Annotated in this window: 15 protein-coding genes and 2 pseudogenes; 7 read left to right on the forward strand and 10 right to left on the reverse strand. The window is 70.2% G+C overall.

Annotation, left to right across the window (positions count from 1 at the left end):
• Positions 1-2: 2 nt before the first annotated feature.
• The 5 genes from ACYVMZ_RS33150 to ACYVMZ_RS33170 all read right to left on the reverse strand — a co-directional run bounded on the left by ACYVMZ_RS33150 (position 3) and on the right by ACYVMZ_RS33170 (position 5,619).
• Positions 3-782 carry an exodeoxyribonuclease III gene (locus ACYVMZ_RS33150; RefSeq protein WP_461086341.1) on the reverse strand — a complete coding sequence of 260 codons (780 nt, stop codon included), beginning with the start codon at positions 780-782 and terminating at the stop codon, positions 3-5.
• 53 nt (positions 783-835) lie between these two features.
• Complete coding sequence (locus ACYVMZ_RS33155; protein ID WP_461086343.1) at positions 836-1,471, reverse strand: MBL fold metallo-hydrolase; 636 nt, start codon at positions 1,469-1,471, stop codon at positions 836-838.
• Between the two features lie 33 nt (positions 1,472-1,504).
• Positions 1,505-2,803, reverse strand: a complete 1,299-nt coding sequence (gene pcaDC, locus ACYVMZ_RS33160; protein ID WP_461086345.1) for a bifunctional 3-oxoadipate enol-lactonase/4-carboxymuconolactone decarboxylase PcaDC — start codon at positions 2,801-2,803, stop codon at positions 1,505-1,507.
• 265 nt (positions 2,804-3,068) lie between these two features.
• Positions 3,069-3,893, reverse strand: a complete 825-nt coding sequence (locus ACYVMZ_RS33165) for a hypothetical protein (RefSeq protein WP_461086347.1) — start codon at positions 3,891-3,893, stop codon at positions 3,069-3,071.
• Positions 3,894-3,906: 13 nt separating this feature from the next.
• Positions 3,907-5,619 (reverse strand): excinuclease ABC subunit UvrA, encoded by a 1,713-nt coding sequence (locus tag ACYVMZ_RS33170; protein WP_461086349.1) that lies wholly within the window; start codon positions 5,617-5,619, stop codon positions 3,907-3,909.
• Between the two features lie 171 nt (positions 5,620-5,790).
• Between ACYVMZ_RS33170 and ACYVMZ_RS33175 the strand changes: the two genes are divergently transcribed.
• Together ACYVMZ_RS33175 and ACYVMZ_RS33180 are read left to right on the forward strand one after the other, a co-directional pair.
• Positions 5,791-6,159: a winged helix-turn-helix transcriptional regulator gene (locus ACYVMZ_RS33175; RefSeq protein WP_461086351.1), complete on the forward strand. Its 369-nt coding sequence runs from the start codon at positions 5,791-5,793 to the stop codon at positions 6,157-6,159.
• A 241-nt stretch (positions 6,160-6,400) separates the two neighbouring features.
• Positions 6,401-6,592 (forward strand): cytochrome P450, encoded by a 192-nt coding sequence (locus ACYVMZ_RS33180; protein WP_461086373.1) that lies wholly within the window; start codon positions 6,401-6,403, stop codon positions 6,590-6,592.
• Between the two features lie 69 nt (positions 6,593-6,661).
• On the opposite strand, the gene ACYVMZ_RS33185 is transcribed toward ACYVMZ_RS33180, so the two are convergent.
• Positions 6,662-7,057: a nuclear transport factor 2 family protein gene (locus tag ACYVMZ_RS33185; protein WP_461086353.1), complete on the reverse strand. Its 396-nt coding sequence runs from the start codon at positions 7,055-7,057 to the stop codon at positions 6,662-6,664.
• A 381-nt stretch (positions 7,058-7,438) separates the two neighbouring features.
• Between ACYVMZ_RS33185 and ACYVMZ_RS33190 the strand changes: the two are divergent.
• The 3 genes and pseudogenes from ACYVMZ_RS33190 to ACYVMZ_RS33200 all read left to right on the forward strand — a co-directional run.
• Positions 7,439-7,686 (forward strand): annotated as a pseudogene (locus ACYVMZ_RS33190) (MarR family winged helix-turn-helix transcriptional regulator); the annotation flags it as partial.
• A 169-nt stretch (positions 7,687-7,855) separates the two neighbouring features.
• The gene (locus ACYVMZ_RS33195) at positions 7,856-8,524 is read left to right on the forward strand and encodes a WD40 repeat domain-containing protein (RefSeq protein WP_461086355.1); all 669 of its coding nucleotides are present in this window, start codon (positions 7,856-7,858) and stop codon (positions 8,522-8,524) included.
• A pseudogene (locus ACYVMZ_RS33200) lies at positions 8,521-8,776 on the forward strand (polysaccharide deacetylase family protein); the annotation flags it as partial. The gene ACYVMZ_RS33195 and the pseudogene ACYVMZ_RS33200, both read left to right, overlap by 4 nt.
• Positions 8,777-9,209: 433 nt before the next feature.
• Here the strand turns inward: ACYVMZ_RS33200 and ACYVMZ_RS33205 are convergent.
• The 4 genes from ACYVMZ_RS33205 to ACYVMZ_RS33220 form a co-directional block, all read right to left on the reverse strand.
• On the reverse strand, positions 9,210-10,076 hold the full coding sequence (locus ACYVMZ_RS33205) for a GDSL-type esterase/lipase family protein (RefSeq protein ID WP_461086357.1): 867 nt from the start codon (positions 10,074-10,076) through the stop codon (positions 9,210-9,212).
• Positions 10,077-10,113: 37 nt separating this feature from the next.
• Complete coding sequence (locus ACYVMZ_RS33210; RefSeq protein WP_461086359.1) at positions 10,114-10,722, reverse strand: GDSL-type esterase/lipase family protein; 609 nt, start codon at positions 10,720-10,722, stop codon at positions 10,114-10,116.
• Complete coding sequence (locus ACYVMZ_RS33215; RefSeq protein ID WP_461086361.1) at positions 10,605-11,189, reverse strand: hypothetical protein; 585 nt, start codon at positions 11,187-11,189, stop codon at positions 10,605-10,607. Before ACYVMZ_RS33215 ends, ACYVMZ_RS33210 begins: the two co-directional genes overlap by 118 nt.
• Before the next feature lie 66 nt (positions 11,190-11,255).
• Positions 11,256-11,444 (reverse strand): hypothetical protein, encoded by a 189-nt coding sequence (locus tag ACYVMZ_RS33220; RefSeq protein WP_461086363.1) that lies wholly within the window; start codon positions 11,442-11,444, stop codon positions 11,256-11,258.
• A 633-nt stretch (positions 11,445-12,077) separates the two neighbouring features.
• On the opposite strand from ACYVMZ_RS33220, the gene ACYVMZ_RS33225 reads away from it, so the two are divergent.
• Together ACYVMZ_RS33225 and ACYVMZ_RS33230 are read left to right on the forward strand one after the other, a co-directional pair.
• On the forward strand, positions 12,078-13,073 hold the full coding sequence (locus ACYVMZ_RS33225) for a PaaX family transcriptional regulator (RefSeq protein ID WP_461086365.1): 996 nt from the start codon (positions 12,078-12,080) through the stop codon (positions 13,071-13,073).
• A 500-nt stretch (positions 13,074-13,573) separates the two neighbouring features.
• Positions 13,574-14,156 (forward strand): rhamnogalacturonan endolyase family protein (locus ACYVMZ_RS33230; protein WP_461086375.1); only part of this gene is annotated, 583 nt, incomplete at its 3' end.

Here is a 14,156-nt window from a genome sequence, read left to right on the forward strand (position 1 = left end):
GGCTACACGTCCAGGTCGACGACGACCGGCGCGTGGTCCGAGGCGCCCTTGCCCTTGCGCTCCTCGCGGTCGACGTAGGCGTCCTTGACCGCCTTCTTGAACGGCTCGTTGGCGTACACCAGGTCGATGCGCATGCCGCGGTTCTTGGGGAAGCAGAGCTGGCGGTAGTCCCAGTACGTGAACGGGTGCTCGTACTTCAGGGGGCGCGGCACCACGTCGTCCAGGCCCGCCTCGCGCAGGGAGGCCAGGGCGGCGCGCTCGGCGGGGGTGACGTGCGTGGAGCCCTCGAAGGCGGACCGGTCGTAGACGTCGTCGTCCGTCGGGGCCACGTTGTAGTCGCCCATCACCGCGAAGGGGCGGCTGCCGCCCGCGTCGCCGGCGACGGCCGCCTTCAGGGCCTCGAACCACTGAAGCTTGTAGGCGTAGTGGGGGTGGTCCACCTCGCGGCCGTTCGGCACGTACACCGACCAGACGCGGACCGGGCCGCAGGTCGCGGAGAGGGCGCGGGGCTCCACCACGCCGTCGAAGCCGGGGTCGCCGGGCAGGCCCTTGACGACGTCCTCGATGCCGACGCGGGAGAGCACCGCCACGCCGTTCCACCGGCCGGTCGCGTGCGCCGCCGCCTCGTAGCCGAGCTCGCGCAGTTCGTCGAACGGGAACTGGTCCTCGGCGATCTTGGCCTCCTGGAGGCACAGCACGTCCGTGCCGCTGCTCTCCAGCCAGGCCAGGAGCCTCGGCAGGCGGGCGGTGATCGAGTTGACGTTCCAGGTCGCGATGCGCATGCCCCACAACCTACAAGGCGGGTCTGACAGCGCGCCCCGCCCGGTCCCCGGACTCAGACCTCCGCCGAGTCCCCCGGTGTCAGGCGCAGGTGCTCGGAGCCGCCCAACTGCCCGATCTGGCGGTCGTAGATGGGGCGGGCGAGGTCGGTGAGGAGGGCGTCGTGGATGTCGTAGGCGCGCTGCGGCCTGACCTCGCGGACGTAGTCGATGACCTCGGAGATCTTGTTCCAGGGGGCCATCACCGGGAGCATCAGCGTCTGAACCGGGTGGTCGGGGACGGTGAGGGCGTCGCCGGGGTGAAAGACCTTGCCACCGTCGATCAGGTAGCCGACGTTGGTGACGCGCGGGATGTCCGGGTGGATCACCGCGTGGAGTTCGCCGTGCACCTGGACGTCGAAACCGGCGGCGGTGAAGGTGTCGCCGTGGCCGACGGTGTGGACGCGGCCCGGGAAGGCCGAGGAGATCTTCTCCGCGACGGACTTGAGGGTCCAGATCCGGGCGGCCGGGTTGTTCTCCATCGCGGCGCGCAGCCGGAACTCGTCGAAGTGGTCGGGGTGCTCGTGGGTGACGAGGATGGCGTCCGCGCCGAGTGCGGCGTCCTCCTCGCTGAATCCCCCGGGGTCCAGGACGAGCGTCTGCCCGTCCTTCTCGAGGCGGACGCAGGCGTGCGACTTCTTCGTGAGCTTCATGGCTCCATCCTGGCGCGCACCCGCTGGGGATGCTCACTGCCGGGGGGTGGTCTCCTCGCGGATGACCTGCTGTGCCACCTTGAACGCGCTGTTCGCCGCCGGTACGCCGCAGTAGACGGCCGCCTGCAGCAGGACCTCCTTGATCTCGCTCGGGGTGAGGCCGTTGCGCAGGGCGGCCCGGGTGTGGAAGGCGAGTTCCTCCAGGTGGCCGCCGGCGACGAGGGCGGTGAGGGTGATGCAGCTGCGGGTGCGCCGGTCGAGGCCGGGCCGGTCCCAGATCTCGCCCCAGGCGTAGCGGGTGATGAACTCCTGGAAGTCCCCCGAGAACTCGTCGGCCTGTGCCAGCGCCCGGTCGACGTGCGCGTCGCCGAGCACTTCGCGGCGGACCTTGATCCCCGCGTCGTACGGGTCGGACCGCCCCTGGGCCTGCGACGGTACGACGGCCGGGGCGATCTCGGCGACGGGCCCGGTCGGCGGCGGCGCGGCGGCCAGGACCGGCTTGACGGCTGCCGCGGGCAGGGCCGTCTGGCCGGTGGAGTGCTCGAAGGCGGGCTGCCAGGCGGTGGAGAAGTGCCGGACCAGCAGGTCGGTGACGGCTGCGGGCTGCTCGACCGGCACCAGGTGGGAGGCGCCGGGGACGACGGCGAGTCGGGCGTCCGGTATGCCGGCGACCAGCGTGCGGGCCTCGGCGGGGCCGGTGACCTGGTCGTCCGAGCCGACCAGGACGAGGGTCGGCACGCCGACGCGCCCGAGTTCGGGCCGTACGTCGAAGGAGGCGAGCGCCTCACAGGCGGCGATGTAGCAGCCGGGGTCGGTGGTGCGGACCATCTGCACGGCCCACTCGGTGATCGCGGGCTGCGCGGCCGCGAACCCGCTGGTGAACCAGCGGTCGGGGGCCGTACGGGCGATGGGATCGAGGCCGTTCGTCCGCACGATCACGCCTCTCTGCCGGAACTCGTCGGCCGTGCCGAAGCGGGGCGAGGCGGCGATCAGCGCGAGGGAGGCGAGCCGCTCGGGGTGGCGCAGCGCCAGCTCGATGCCGACCGCGCCGCCGAGCGCGCAGCCCGCGTAGCCGAAGCGCTGCACGCCGAGCCCTTCGAGGGTGATGAGCAGCCGTGCGGTGAGATCGGTGACCGAGCCCGCCGGGTACGCGGGGGCGCCGCCGTGTCCCGGCAGGTCGAACCGGAAGACGCGCCACTGCTTGGTCAGCTCGGGGACCTGCCGGTCCCACATGTGCCAGGTGGTACCCAGTGAGGGACCCAGGATCAGGACGGGAGCCTCTTCCGGCCCGTCAAAGCGGTATTGCAGGGTGTTCGACGGTGTCTCACTCACGCCTCAGACCCTCTCACGTATCACGACCGCCCCTATGACGGGGGGCATGACTGTTATAACCCTGATCAGGTGGAAGGCATCCCGGGCAGCGTAGCGTTCGAGGCATCGGACCCACTGTGCGCACCAAGTGGGTCGCGTCAGCGACAGGAGGTGCCCAGTGAGGGCGCCACCTCAGCACCATCGGACCGCGGAACCCGCTCTGCGGGGCGGATCCGGATGAAGCACAGAGGCCGAGCCCGGCAGCCAGGGCTCGACTCTGCTCGGTTCACCTCGTCGGGTGCAGATGGTGGCTGAGATAGCGGGCGGTGACGCTGTGCGGATCATGTGCAAGGTCGGCGGGTGTTCCGGTGGCGACGATGGTGCCGCCGGCGGTGCCGCCTCCGGGGCCCATGTCGATGACGTAGTCGGCGTTGGCGATCATGTCCAGGTCGTGTTCGATGACGATGACGGTGGCGCCGTTGTCGCCCAGTCGCTGGAGGACGTCCAGGAGGGTGCGGATGTCGAGGGGGTGGAGCCCGACGCTGGGTTCGTCCAGGACGAAGCGGGTGTCGGACTGGTTCCGGGGCAGCTCGGTGGCGAGCTTCAGCCGCTGTGCTTCGCCGCCGGAGAGGGCCGGGGTGTCTTCGCCGAGGGTGAGGTATCCGAGCCCGAGGTCGATGAGGGCTTGGAGCCGGGTTCTCACGCGGCGGATGTCTCCGACCTGCTCGATCGCCTGCCTGACGGTGAGGGCGAGCAGTTCGGGCAAGGACATCCCATCGTCCGGGTTTCCGGGGGTCGGGCTGAGGATGTCGGCGGCTGCGGGGGCGTACCGGGTGCCCTCACATGCGGGGCAGGCGATGTCGACGTCGGGCAGGAACTGGACGTCGAGGGAGACCTGGCCGGTGCCTTCGCAACGGGGGCAGCGCAGGGAGCCGGTGTTGTAGGAGAAGTCCGCGGCGGTGAGCCCCCGCTGCGTGGCCGCACCGGTGGCGGCGTAGGTGCGGCGCAGGTCGTCGAGGATGCCACTGTAGGTGGCGACGGTGGAGCGGACGTTGACGCCGATGGGGGTGGCGTCGACCGTGTTCACCCGGGTGATCGCCTGTGCGTCCACCGCGGCCACATGGTCAGGCAGCGCTCTGCCCGCGGCTTTCGCCTGGAGGGCGGGGATCAGGCTTTCGAGGATCAGCGTGGTCTTGCCCGATCCGGACACGCCGGTCACGGCGGTCAGGCGGCCCCGGGGGATGTCGACGTCCAGGGCGTGCACGGTGTGCAGGGGCCGGGTGGAGAGGTGGATGCGGCCTTGGTCGAACATCTTGTCGCGGCCGGCCCGTTGGCGGACGAGGACGGGTTCGCGGCCGGTGAGGAATCCACCGATCAGGGAGTCGGGGTCCTTGCCGAGCGTGGTGACGTCGCCGGTGGCCAGGACGGTCGCCTTCGGTGCCGGAGCCGGGGCCGATCTCGATGAGCCAGTCGGCTTCGCGCAGGACCTGGACATCGTGGTCGACGAGGACCACGGAGTTGCCGTCGCGGAGCAGGTCGCGCATGACGCCGAGCAGGCCGTCCACGTTCGAAGGGTGCAGGCCGATGGAGGGTTCGTCCAGGACGTAGAGCACACCGGTGGTCTGGTTGCGTACGGCGCGGGCCAGTTGGACGCGTTGCCGCTCGCCGGTGGACAGGGTGGAGCTCGCCCGGTCCAGGGCAAGGTAGCCGATGCCGAGTTCGACCAGGCGGCGGGCAGTCTCCAGCAGGGTGGCGACGATGTTCCGTGCCATCGGGCGCATCTCGGACGGCAGGGCGTCCGCGAGGGTGGGGACCCAGGCGATGAGTTCGTCGAGCGTCTTCGCGGTCGCTTCGGCGAGGTTGATGCCGTCGACGAGGGTGGCGCGGGCCTGCTCGCTGAGCCGGGTGCCGTGGCAGGCCGGACGCACCTGGGCACTGATGAACCTGTTCACACGGTTCAGCCCGCGTTCGGTGGTGGCGTTCTTCAGGGCCTCCTCGACGGCGCGGCGGGCGTTGCGGTAAGTGAAGTCCAGCTCGAAGAACTTGCCGTTCTTGGACCGGACACTGATGTGCCGCTGCTCCGCGGGGCCGTGCATGACGATGTCTCGCTCGCGTGCGGTCAGTTCCGCGTACGGCACGTCGGTGCGCACCCCGAACTCGGCGACGACCTGAGGCATCACCGTCAGCCCGAACATCGACCACGGAGCCACCGCTCCCTCGGCGATGGTGCGTTGCGGATCGGGGACGAGAGCCGCTTCGTCGACTTCCCGGACCATGCCGGTACCGGTGCACTGCGGGCATGCGCCGTCCGAGTTGAAGGCCAGCGACTCCGCGCCCGGCGGGTAGAACGTCACCTCGCACACAGGGCAGGTCAGGTCCAGTCCCGCGGCCACGTCGATCGTCGGGTCCTGCCGGTGGCCGTTGGGGCACAGATGTGATCCCAGCCGGGAGAACAGCAGGCGCAGCACGTTGAGCAACTCGGTCGACGTGCCGAGAGTGCTGCGCACCCCGGGCACCCCGGGCCGCTGCCGCAAGGCGAGGGCCGCGGGCACGTGCTCGACGCTGTCCACCGACGCACGCGGTGCCTGCGCCATACGTCGGCGGGTGTACGTGGACAGCGCCTCGATGTAGCGCCGTGAGCCCTCCGCGTACAGCACCCCCATCGCCAGCGACGACTTACCGGAGCCGGACACCCCTGCCACAGCGACGAGTTGGCGCAGCGGCACCGTCACGTCGACGTTCTTCAGGTTGTGGACCTTCGCCCCGTGTACCTGGATGGACAGCGGCGGATCCGCCGCGTCCGTACCTCGTGCGCCCGTCACCTCGTCGTGCGCCATCGCTTTCCCCTCCTGAGCGTGTCGTCCGAGGGTCTTCGGACCGGGCGTCCTTCAACTGGCACGACGTCTTCGACTCTCCTCGCTCGAGTCCAGTCGAGTACTGACTGCCGGGGCATATACTCACCGCAAGTAACCAAATTCCTCAACGTAACCAATGAGGAGGCGTAACGCATGCCACAGCATCCGGCCTTCGACGTGATGACGGCGACCTGCCCGTCTCGTACTTCGCTCGCTCGCATCGCCAACAAATGGACGGCGATGGTGGTCATCGCTCTCAGCGCCGGCCGCATGCGCTTCCGTGACCTGCGCGCCACCGTCGACGGCATCAGCGCCAAAGTGCTCACCGAGACGCTCCGGGACCTGGAGCGCGACGGAATCGTCACCCGGCACGTGTACGCCGAGGTGCCACCCAGAGTCGAGTACGAGCTGACCGCACTGGGACGCACCTTGCACGCCCCCCTTCAGGCACTGGGCCACTGGGCCGAAGAGCACATCGCCGAAGTAGTCGCGGCGCGAGAAAGCTACGACGCCCGTCAGTGATCACTCCCGGCGAGGTCGCGGACGCGGCCACGGACGGACAACTGCGCCGCCCAACGGAAGCTGTCGGACCGCGGAGACTCGATGCCGTGGACGCCAGTAACGACATCGTCCGCGCGGCGACCGACGACGTCACCATCGGCGGACCACTCGTCCAGGCCGGGAAGGGACCGGCCATGGCCCTTGATCCGGCAACTCGGATTCGGCGTTCTTCGACCGGCTCGACGTCTGCACCGACCGCAACATCCGCGGGCATGTCGCCTTCGGCTATGGCATCCACCAGTGCCTCGGCCCGAACCTTGCCCGGATGGAACTCCCGATCGCGCTTCACGCACTGTTGTGCAGGCCACCGGGGCCCCGCCTCGCAGCGCCGGCCGAAGAGCTGGAGTTCCGGCCGGACGGTACGGTCCCGCAGGAACCGCCGGTTGCCTGGTAACCGGGGCCACGCCGTCCTGCACGGCACCGCCGTGCCGGACGGCTTCCGCCTGGGAAGGGTGCGGGCGGCTCACTGCCCCCAGAAGGCGTCCTCGGCCTCCTGGTCGCCGGAGAACAGCCACATCTCGACGATCCTCCCGTCTTTGAGGCGCAGGACATCCACGCCGTCCATGCCCATGGACGCGTCCCCGCGCCGACCGGCGAAGTGGATCGAAGCGGCCACCGTATCGCCGTTGCCCATGAGAGCGTGGATCGTGTCGATGGCGAAGGAGCCCTGACTGGCCTCCATCATCCCGCCGAGCATCGCGAAGACGGCGTCGCGCCCCTTGTGCTCACCGGAGAACCGGTTGGCGCCCGGCTGATGCCAGACGACCTCCTCGTCCAGAAGCTCGCCCACCTTGGCCAGGTCACCCTTCTGCACCGCCTGAAAGTACTCACGCGCAATGTCGATGTTCTTGCTGGTCACAGCCACTTGCTCCTTACGCCCCCGCAGAGGCAGTACGACACACTGTTACGGGTTGGATGCGAGGCGCGACGCGCGCGACTCGGTCGGATCAATGACGCCCGGTCAGATCTCGGCGGACCCGCCCTCAGGTATTGCCCCAGACCCTCGTCCTCGCCCTGCCGGCCCGCCGAGAAGAGCCGGACCCGGCGACGCGCTCGCCCTCGATCCGCAGGGCTCCATGGCCGGCTCCAGCGCGAACGTCCCGTCGGTGACCGTCATGTCGGCGTACTGCCGGGCGATCCGGAGCGCGGTGGTGGACCCCATGGTCGGCCCCTTTTCCTTAGGTGAGTTCGTCCTGCTGCACCTCCATACTCACCATCGGTAACCAGTTACCTCAATGCGCTGGTGCTGGCGTTCGGGCGGTTGCAGGGGCGGCGAACCGGCTGGAGTACAGCCTCGGGCGGTCGCTGGAGCTGGAGTGCGGCATCAGCCATCTGATGTTCGAGGTGCTGCTCATCCTCGGGCGGGCGGGCGGTCCCGGGCTGTCGATGCGGGCCATCGCCCAGGAGCAGGTACTGACCACAGGCGGGGCTACGCGTCTGGTGGACCGGATGGAGGCGGCCGGGCTGGTGGAACGCGCCGAGGATCCCCAAGCTGCGCTCCACCGGCACGGGCGCCGTCCTCGCCCGGAGCACGCTCGGCCCCCTGCCGAACGCCACCGGCGACGAGACCCCGCTGCTGGCCTTCAGCCCGGACGGCCGCACGCTCGCCGTCGCCGACACCACCTCCTCGGGCGGCTCCCTGCGGCAGCGCTTCACCGTGTGGGACGTACGGGCCCACCACAGGATCCGGACGAGCTTCACCACCTCCGGAGCGGCCGACCGCCCCGTGTCCGCGCTCGCCCCGGGCACCGGCGGGCGCACGGTGATGGCCGTGCGCTCCACGGGCGACGGCGAGGCGGCGGAGGTCTGGGACACCCGGACCCACCGCACCCCGCGAACCCTGCACGGCCTCTTCGGGCAGGCCGTGGCCGTGCGGCCGGACGGACGGCTGCTCGTCGGCTCCGCCGACCAGTACGCCGACCTGCCCTCCGGCAAGGTCACCGGGTGGGCGCTCGCCGACGGCCGCGAGGTCACCGCGCTCGCCTTCAGCCCCGACAGCACCCGGCTCGCCGTCGGCGACACCACCGGGCACGTCACCCTCTGGGACGGCGACCTGCGCCACGCCACGGGTGTCCTCACCGGCACCGCCGACACGGCACCGAGCAGCCGGGCCGAGGCCGTGGGCGCACTCGCCTGTGACCATCCCCAAGAAGACGATCACGCCATGGCTGTCCGCGTTCGGCAAGCGCGCCCAGCGGCAGACCGTGAGCCCCAGCCGTTCACCCCAACCTGGGCGCGCCCCACGTCCCCGCTCCGGCCGTCCCCACCCACACCGCCTCCGGTGACGACGACACCGACTGCAAGAAGGTCAAGTGCATCGCCCTGACCTTCGACGACGGGCCCGCCGTCCCCGAGACCGCGACCCTGCTGACCTACCTCGCCCAGTACAAGGCGCGCGTCACCTTCTTCACCGTCGGCCAGAACGTCACCGCCCATCCCGACCTCGTCCGCGCCGAGGCGAAAGCCGGCCACGAGATCGGCAACCACTCCTGGAACCACCCGACTCACCGGGCTCACCCCGCAGCAGATCGCCTCCCAGCTGGGCCGCACCAGCGCCGCCATCAAGGCAGCCACCGGCAAGACCCCCACCGTCTTCCGCCCGCCCTACGGCGCCATCAACAGCACCGTCAAGGCCGCCACCACCCTCTCGCCGGTGCTGTGGGACGTCGACACCGAGGACTGGAAGTACCGCTACCCCGCCAAGGCGCCCAGACCGTCATCGACAAGGCAAAGCCCAACGACGTCGTCCTCATGCACGACATCCACGCCACCTCCGTCGCCGCCGTCCCCCAGATCCTGCGCACCCTCACCGCCCGCGGCTACCACTTAGTGACCGTCAGCCACCTGCGCGCCACGCTATGAGGCGGAGGGCGAAGCCAGGACCTGCCGGACCGGATCGAGGGCAGCCTGGAGGGCAGCGGCCAGGCTTGGCACAAGCCGGGCCGCTGCTTACGCCGTCGGCGGGCAAGAGGGCGTCCTCGACAACCGCACCGCCGTGATCAGGCCACCGGCTACTTGAGATACGTGGCGAGCGCGAGGTTCTGCCGGCGCACGTCTGCGGCGACGAGCCCGGCGATCCGCTGCGCACCGTAGGTTTCGAAGTGGGTGTGGTCGTTGCAGAAGAAGGCGCCCACGGGGCCTGATCCGTAGTCGCCGTTGTGCGGGCAGAAGCGCAGGCTGTTATAGAGCGAGACGCTCAGCGACTGCAGGTCGACGACCGGCGCCCTGGTGGCGGATCCGACGGCGAAGGTCTCGTTGACGAAGCCGCGGTTCTTCGTCGCCGTGCCGCCGGAGCAGGTGATGGCGGCCACCGGGGTGAGCAGCACCGGATGTGCTCCCCGGGCGAGAGCGGCCTGCACCATCGTGGTCATCAGCTGCCGGTACCGGGCCGGGCCGACGTGCCGTGGGCAGGCCGAGGACGAGTCGTTGATACCGAACTGGATGAACAGGTAGTCGCCTGCCTTCATCCCGGTGCTCGCGTTCAGCATCGCCTGCCAGCGTGACGAGTACGTGGTGGAGGTGAGGCGGCACTCGCCGTCCGGCCCCTTGGTGCTGCTCACGTTCCCCTCGTACAGCCAGGTCTGGATGCTGCGGCCTCCCACGGCCTGGTTCCTGACGGTCACGTCGTCGTTGAACAGGGCGTCGAACTGGCTGCCCCAGCCGACCGGGCAGCGGGCGGCGCCCGGGTTGGCCATGGTGGAGTCTCCGGCCAGCCACACGGTGACGGGTGCGGCCGCGGCTCGTGCAGCCGGGGCCGTGGCGCGGGAGGCGCCGGTGCAGTTCGCAGCGGCGCTGCCGGCCGCCGAGGCGGCGCTGACGCCGAGGCTCGACAAGGCGGTCACCAGCGCGGTCGCGATGAGAGTCCGGAATTTCTTCATGCGGTCCTTCCCAGGGACGGGCACGGTCACGCGTCGGTCAGCGCAGGTGGGCGGCCAGGGGCAGGTTCTGTTCCCGGATGCTCTGGAGCAGCAGCCCGCCCATTCGGGTCGCGCCGTACTGCGAGAAGTGGGTGTTGTCCGTGACGCCGTCGGCGGAGGAGCGGAGGAAGAGCTGTGCGGAGGCGGACGGGCCGAGGGACTCCACCAGCGCCTTGCTCCTGGCGGTCAGGTCGACCACCGGCACCCTCTGCGCCGCACCGACCACGCGCATCTCGGCGGGCAGGTTCACGCCGACGCCGTTGACGTGCAGCGCCGTCGGCGTGAGCCGGTTGCCGTCGAACAGCCGGCGGACCGGTGGCGTCACCAGGACCGGGACGCCGCCCTTGGCGCGGACCCGCGAGATCATGGTGGTGAGATTGTTCCGGTAGGCGGACGCGCTGGTCTGCTTGTCGTTGTGGCCGAACTGGATGAAGACGGGGTCGTTCGCCTTGACCTTCGACAACAGCGCGGGGAAGAGCGCCGAGTTGCTCAGGAGCTGCCCGAACTCTCCCCGGAGTCGGCGTAGTTGGCGATGACCGCGCCGGGCCGCACCGCGGTCGTGATCATCTGCCCCCAGCCGGTGTACGGAGCGGCCGGCTGGTCGCACACGGTCGAGTCACCGGCCAGGTAGGCGACCAGCGGCTGGGCCGCCGGCTTCACCGAGACGGCCGAGACCTGCGGGTCGGAGCCCGTGAAGCGGATGTCCAGACCGGGGTTCCCGGTGCCGCCCTGACCGGTCGGCTGCCCCTCCGGTTGGCGCACGTTGACCGTGAACGAGTACGTGGCGACGGCTCCGGCCGCCGTTCTCGTGGCCGGAAGCATCAGACGCCGGGACTCGACCCACATCTCCGTCTCCCCGGCCAGGGCGCCGCCGATGGAGACCGTCACGTCGTAGTTGCCCGGCGAGACCCCGTAGCGACAGGTGATCGGCGAGGTGCCGGAACAGCCGGCCGGCAGAGCCTGCGGCGCGGCGGCAGCGGTGTGCGCCGCGCCGGTGCCGGCCAGTGCCGCGAGGGTCAGGAGACCCGCCGCACCCAGCCGGGCGCCACGTCCGTCACAGCGTCGAAATGCCATGCTCATTACAATCACGGTCCCATCTTGACCAGGGAAACAAGCGGGTTGAGGTTCACGACCTGTCGCTCAGGCCTGGGTGAAGCCGTCCATGATGACGGTGGGGCGCCTGGTGGCGGAGTCCCAGGCGCCCATGTTGTAGCCGGTGAACGGGGACATGCACTCCGACTCCCAGCAGAAGATGCCCTGCCCTCCCTCGGCCTTCAGCGCCTTGACGTAGGCGACCAGCGCGGCCCGGGTGGCGGAGGCCCTGTCCACCCGGCCCCCGAACGTAACCGCGCGCCTCCATCTGCGGCACCCAGCTGATGTCGACGCCCTTGACGAAACCCGCGGCGGCCTCGGCCGGCGTCTCGAGTTCGGCGACCGCGGCCGCCGTGGCGATCGCCCCGGCGGTCGCGGTGGTGGCCTTGAGCAGAGTGCGGCGGCTGATCCGACCGGAGCCGGACGCCCGGGCCGAGGACATGGTCGCTCCTCTCCGCCCGCCGACCGCGCGCAAGACGCGTCGGCAGACGTCCGTGGGGGGGGACGGTTGTTCGTGGGGACCGGTACACGTGGGGCACGCACCGCTCGCCGCCACAGGACGATCCTCTTGCATGCACCTGTCAAATTGGGAGCGCTCCCGCAAAGAGATTTCCACCAGCTTCCCGGTCGGGCATACATCTGTCAATCGATGGGCCCGACCGGCAAAGGAACATCCAGGCGCCCCACCTGGATGCCGAGCCCGCGCAGTCGGCGCATATCGGGTGATGCGTATGCGCGGGTCCGGGCGACCGGAGCGGGCTGTCGCAACACCCCCCGGCCGGGCAGGCCGGCAGTCGGAGCGGGTGACGAACGGGGAGGTCGGAAGCTCCCGCAGAAGCCCCGGCCGGGCGACTCGCAGCCGTTACAGTGGTGCCGCCGTTGTCGAACACGTCGGAGCCGACCTTGCCGAACCTGTCCAACCTCGAGGAGCTCTTCTCCGACGAGGGTGACGCCGGCCCGGTGCGGTCGCCCGGCTGGCAGAGCAGCGTGTCACCGCAGGGACTGGCGGTGACCTTGATCGCCGACTACACGTTCCCCGTCCGCGCGTGGTTGCCGTCGGCGGCAATCGTGGCGTTGCTCGGCGAGTTCCAGGTGGCCGCCGGCGCCGCCCGTACGACGATCAGCAGGCTGGCGCGTCGAGGGGTGCTGGAGGGCAGCCGGCAAGGGCGGTACAGCTCCTACCGGCTGACGCCGGAGGCCGCTGTCGATCTGTGGAGCGGCGGCAGCTCGATCGCCACGTTCACCACGCAACCCGACTCGTGGGACGGATGGTGGACACTGATCGCCTTCTCCGTCCCGGAAACGGAAAGCACGCGGCGGCGTGCTCTGCGCACCGCGCTGCGCTGGCGCGGATTCGCACCGCTGTACGACGCGGTCTGGGTGTCGCCGCACCCCCTGACGCCCAAGGGGCGGATCGAGGTGGCCGACCTGGCGCGGGGAGCGGTGAGCGTGTTCCGCGCGCGGCAGGAGGATCTCGAAACGGAGGCCAACCGCAACCCGGTCGAAGCATGGGACCTGCCCGGCATCGCCGAGCACTACCAGGCTTTCATCAGCCGATGGAGCAGCCTGCTTCCCCATATCAGCGCCGGTGGCGTCACCGGCGCCGACGCGGTACGCGCCCGGACCGAGGTCATGCACGCTTACCGGCACTTCCCCATCCTGGACCCGTTGCTCCCCATCGGGCTGCTGCCGCCCGACTGGCCCCGGTCACGGGCGCGGGAAGTCTGCGTCGCCGTGTACGACGGCCTGGTCCAGCCGGCCCAGGACCACGTCCGCGCTGTGGTGACCCGTTTCGCCGAAGGACCGCACCTCGACATCAGGGCCCACACGATCGCCGGCATGAGTGCGGGTATCGGCCACGGCTGACGGCCGCGCCAGGGGCGGCGGGTGACGGACCGGCCATCAGCACGGTCTCGGCGGCGGCCGGCTCCTCCCGCCCGTGCGATCTTTCGATGTGCCTTCAGAGGCAAACGGAATTGGGCGCCGACGATTGACAGATCGATACCTGATCGGGACGCTGTCTGTTGCGAAGACCGATGTGGGAGCGCTCCCAGCCTGCAGTGCCCGACGAGTGGACCGAAGAGGTACCCGCTGTAGCCGCTTCCGCAAGATGTCCACGAACACGGAACAGCGAGGCGCCCGGTCGCCGGTCCTGACCGGGATCAGTCTGTCCGCCGGTCCTGACCGGGATCGGCCTGCCGGCCGTGTCCAACGGCACCGCCTGACTGAATCTGCCGGCCCAGAGCATCACCACCACGTACGTCTTCCGCACCGGCACTAGAGCCGACCACCATCCCCGCGCACTTCTCGGGGCGCCGTATTCACCCCCCCACTCGGAGGTCACAGTGACCTACTCAGAACGGCTTCTGCGCGCCGCACCGCGTCGGCGGCCCGTCCGCCGCACGTCACACGGTCGGCTGATCGGCGGCATCACCACCGTCGCCGCGCTGGCCGTCTCCTCGCTCGTCGCACTGCCACAGAGCGCGCATGCCGCGACCGCCCGGCAGGTCGAGAAACTCGACCGGGGGCTGACCAGCGTCCACACCGGCAGCGGAAACCTGGTGTCGTGGCGGTGGCTGGCCACTGATCCGAACGACGTCGCGTTCAACGTCTACCGCGGCAGCACCAGACTCAACTCCTCGCCCGTCACCGCCTCGACGAACTACTTCGACGCGGGTGGCGCGGCCTCGGCCGACTACACGGTGCGTGCGGTGGTGAACGGCACCGAGCAGGCCCCTTCCGAGCGTGCGCTCCAGTTCCGCACCGGCTACAAGGACGTGCCGATCAGCCCGCCCGCCGGTGGGAGGACCCCCGACGGGGTGTCGTACACCTACGAGGCCAATGACGCCTCGGTCGGTGATCTCGACGGTGACGGTGCCCTGGACATCGTCCTGAAGTGGCAGCCCACCAACGCCAAGGACAACTCTCAGTCCGGATACACCGGCAACA

The organism is Streptomyces deserti (assembly GCF_054782695.1).

What these genes read in the sequence shown, in the direction of transcription:
- ACYVMZ_RS33150 (WP_461086341.1), bottom strand. Translation starts at nt 782, where the DNA reads ATGCGCATCGCGACCTGGAACGTCAACTCGATCACCGCCCGCCTGCCG.
- ACYVMZ_RS33155 (WP_461086343.1), bottom strand. Translation starts at nt 1,471, where the DNA reads ATGAAGCTCACGAAGAAGTCGCACGCCTGCGTCCGCCTCGAGAAGGAC.
- ACYVMZ_RS33170 (WP_461086349.1), bottom strand. Translation starts at nt 5,619, where the DNA reads ATGGCGCACGACGAGGTGACGGGCGCACGAGGTACGGACGCGGCGGAT.
- ACYVMZ_RS33175 (WP_461086351.1), top strand. Translation starts at nt 5,791, where the DNA reads ATGCCACAGCATCCGGCCTTCGACGTGATGACGGCGACCTGCCCGTCT.
- ACYVMZ_RS33205 (WP_461086357.1), bottom strand. Translation starts at nt 10,076, where the DNA reads ATGAAGAAATTCCGGACTCTCATCGCGACCGCGCTGGTGACCGCCTTG.
- ACYVMZ_RS33215 (WP_461086361.1), bottom strand. Translation starts at nt 11,189, where the DNA reads ATGGCATTTCGACGCTGTGACGGACGTGGCGCCCGGCTGGGTGCGGCG.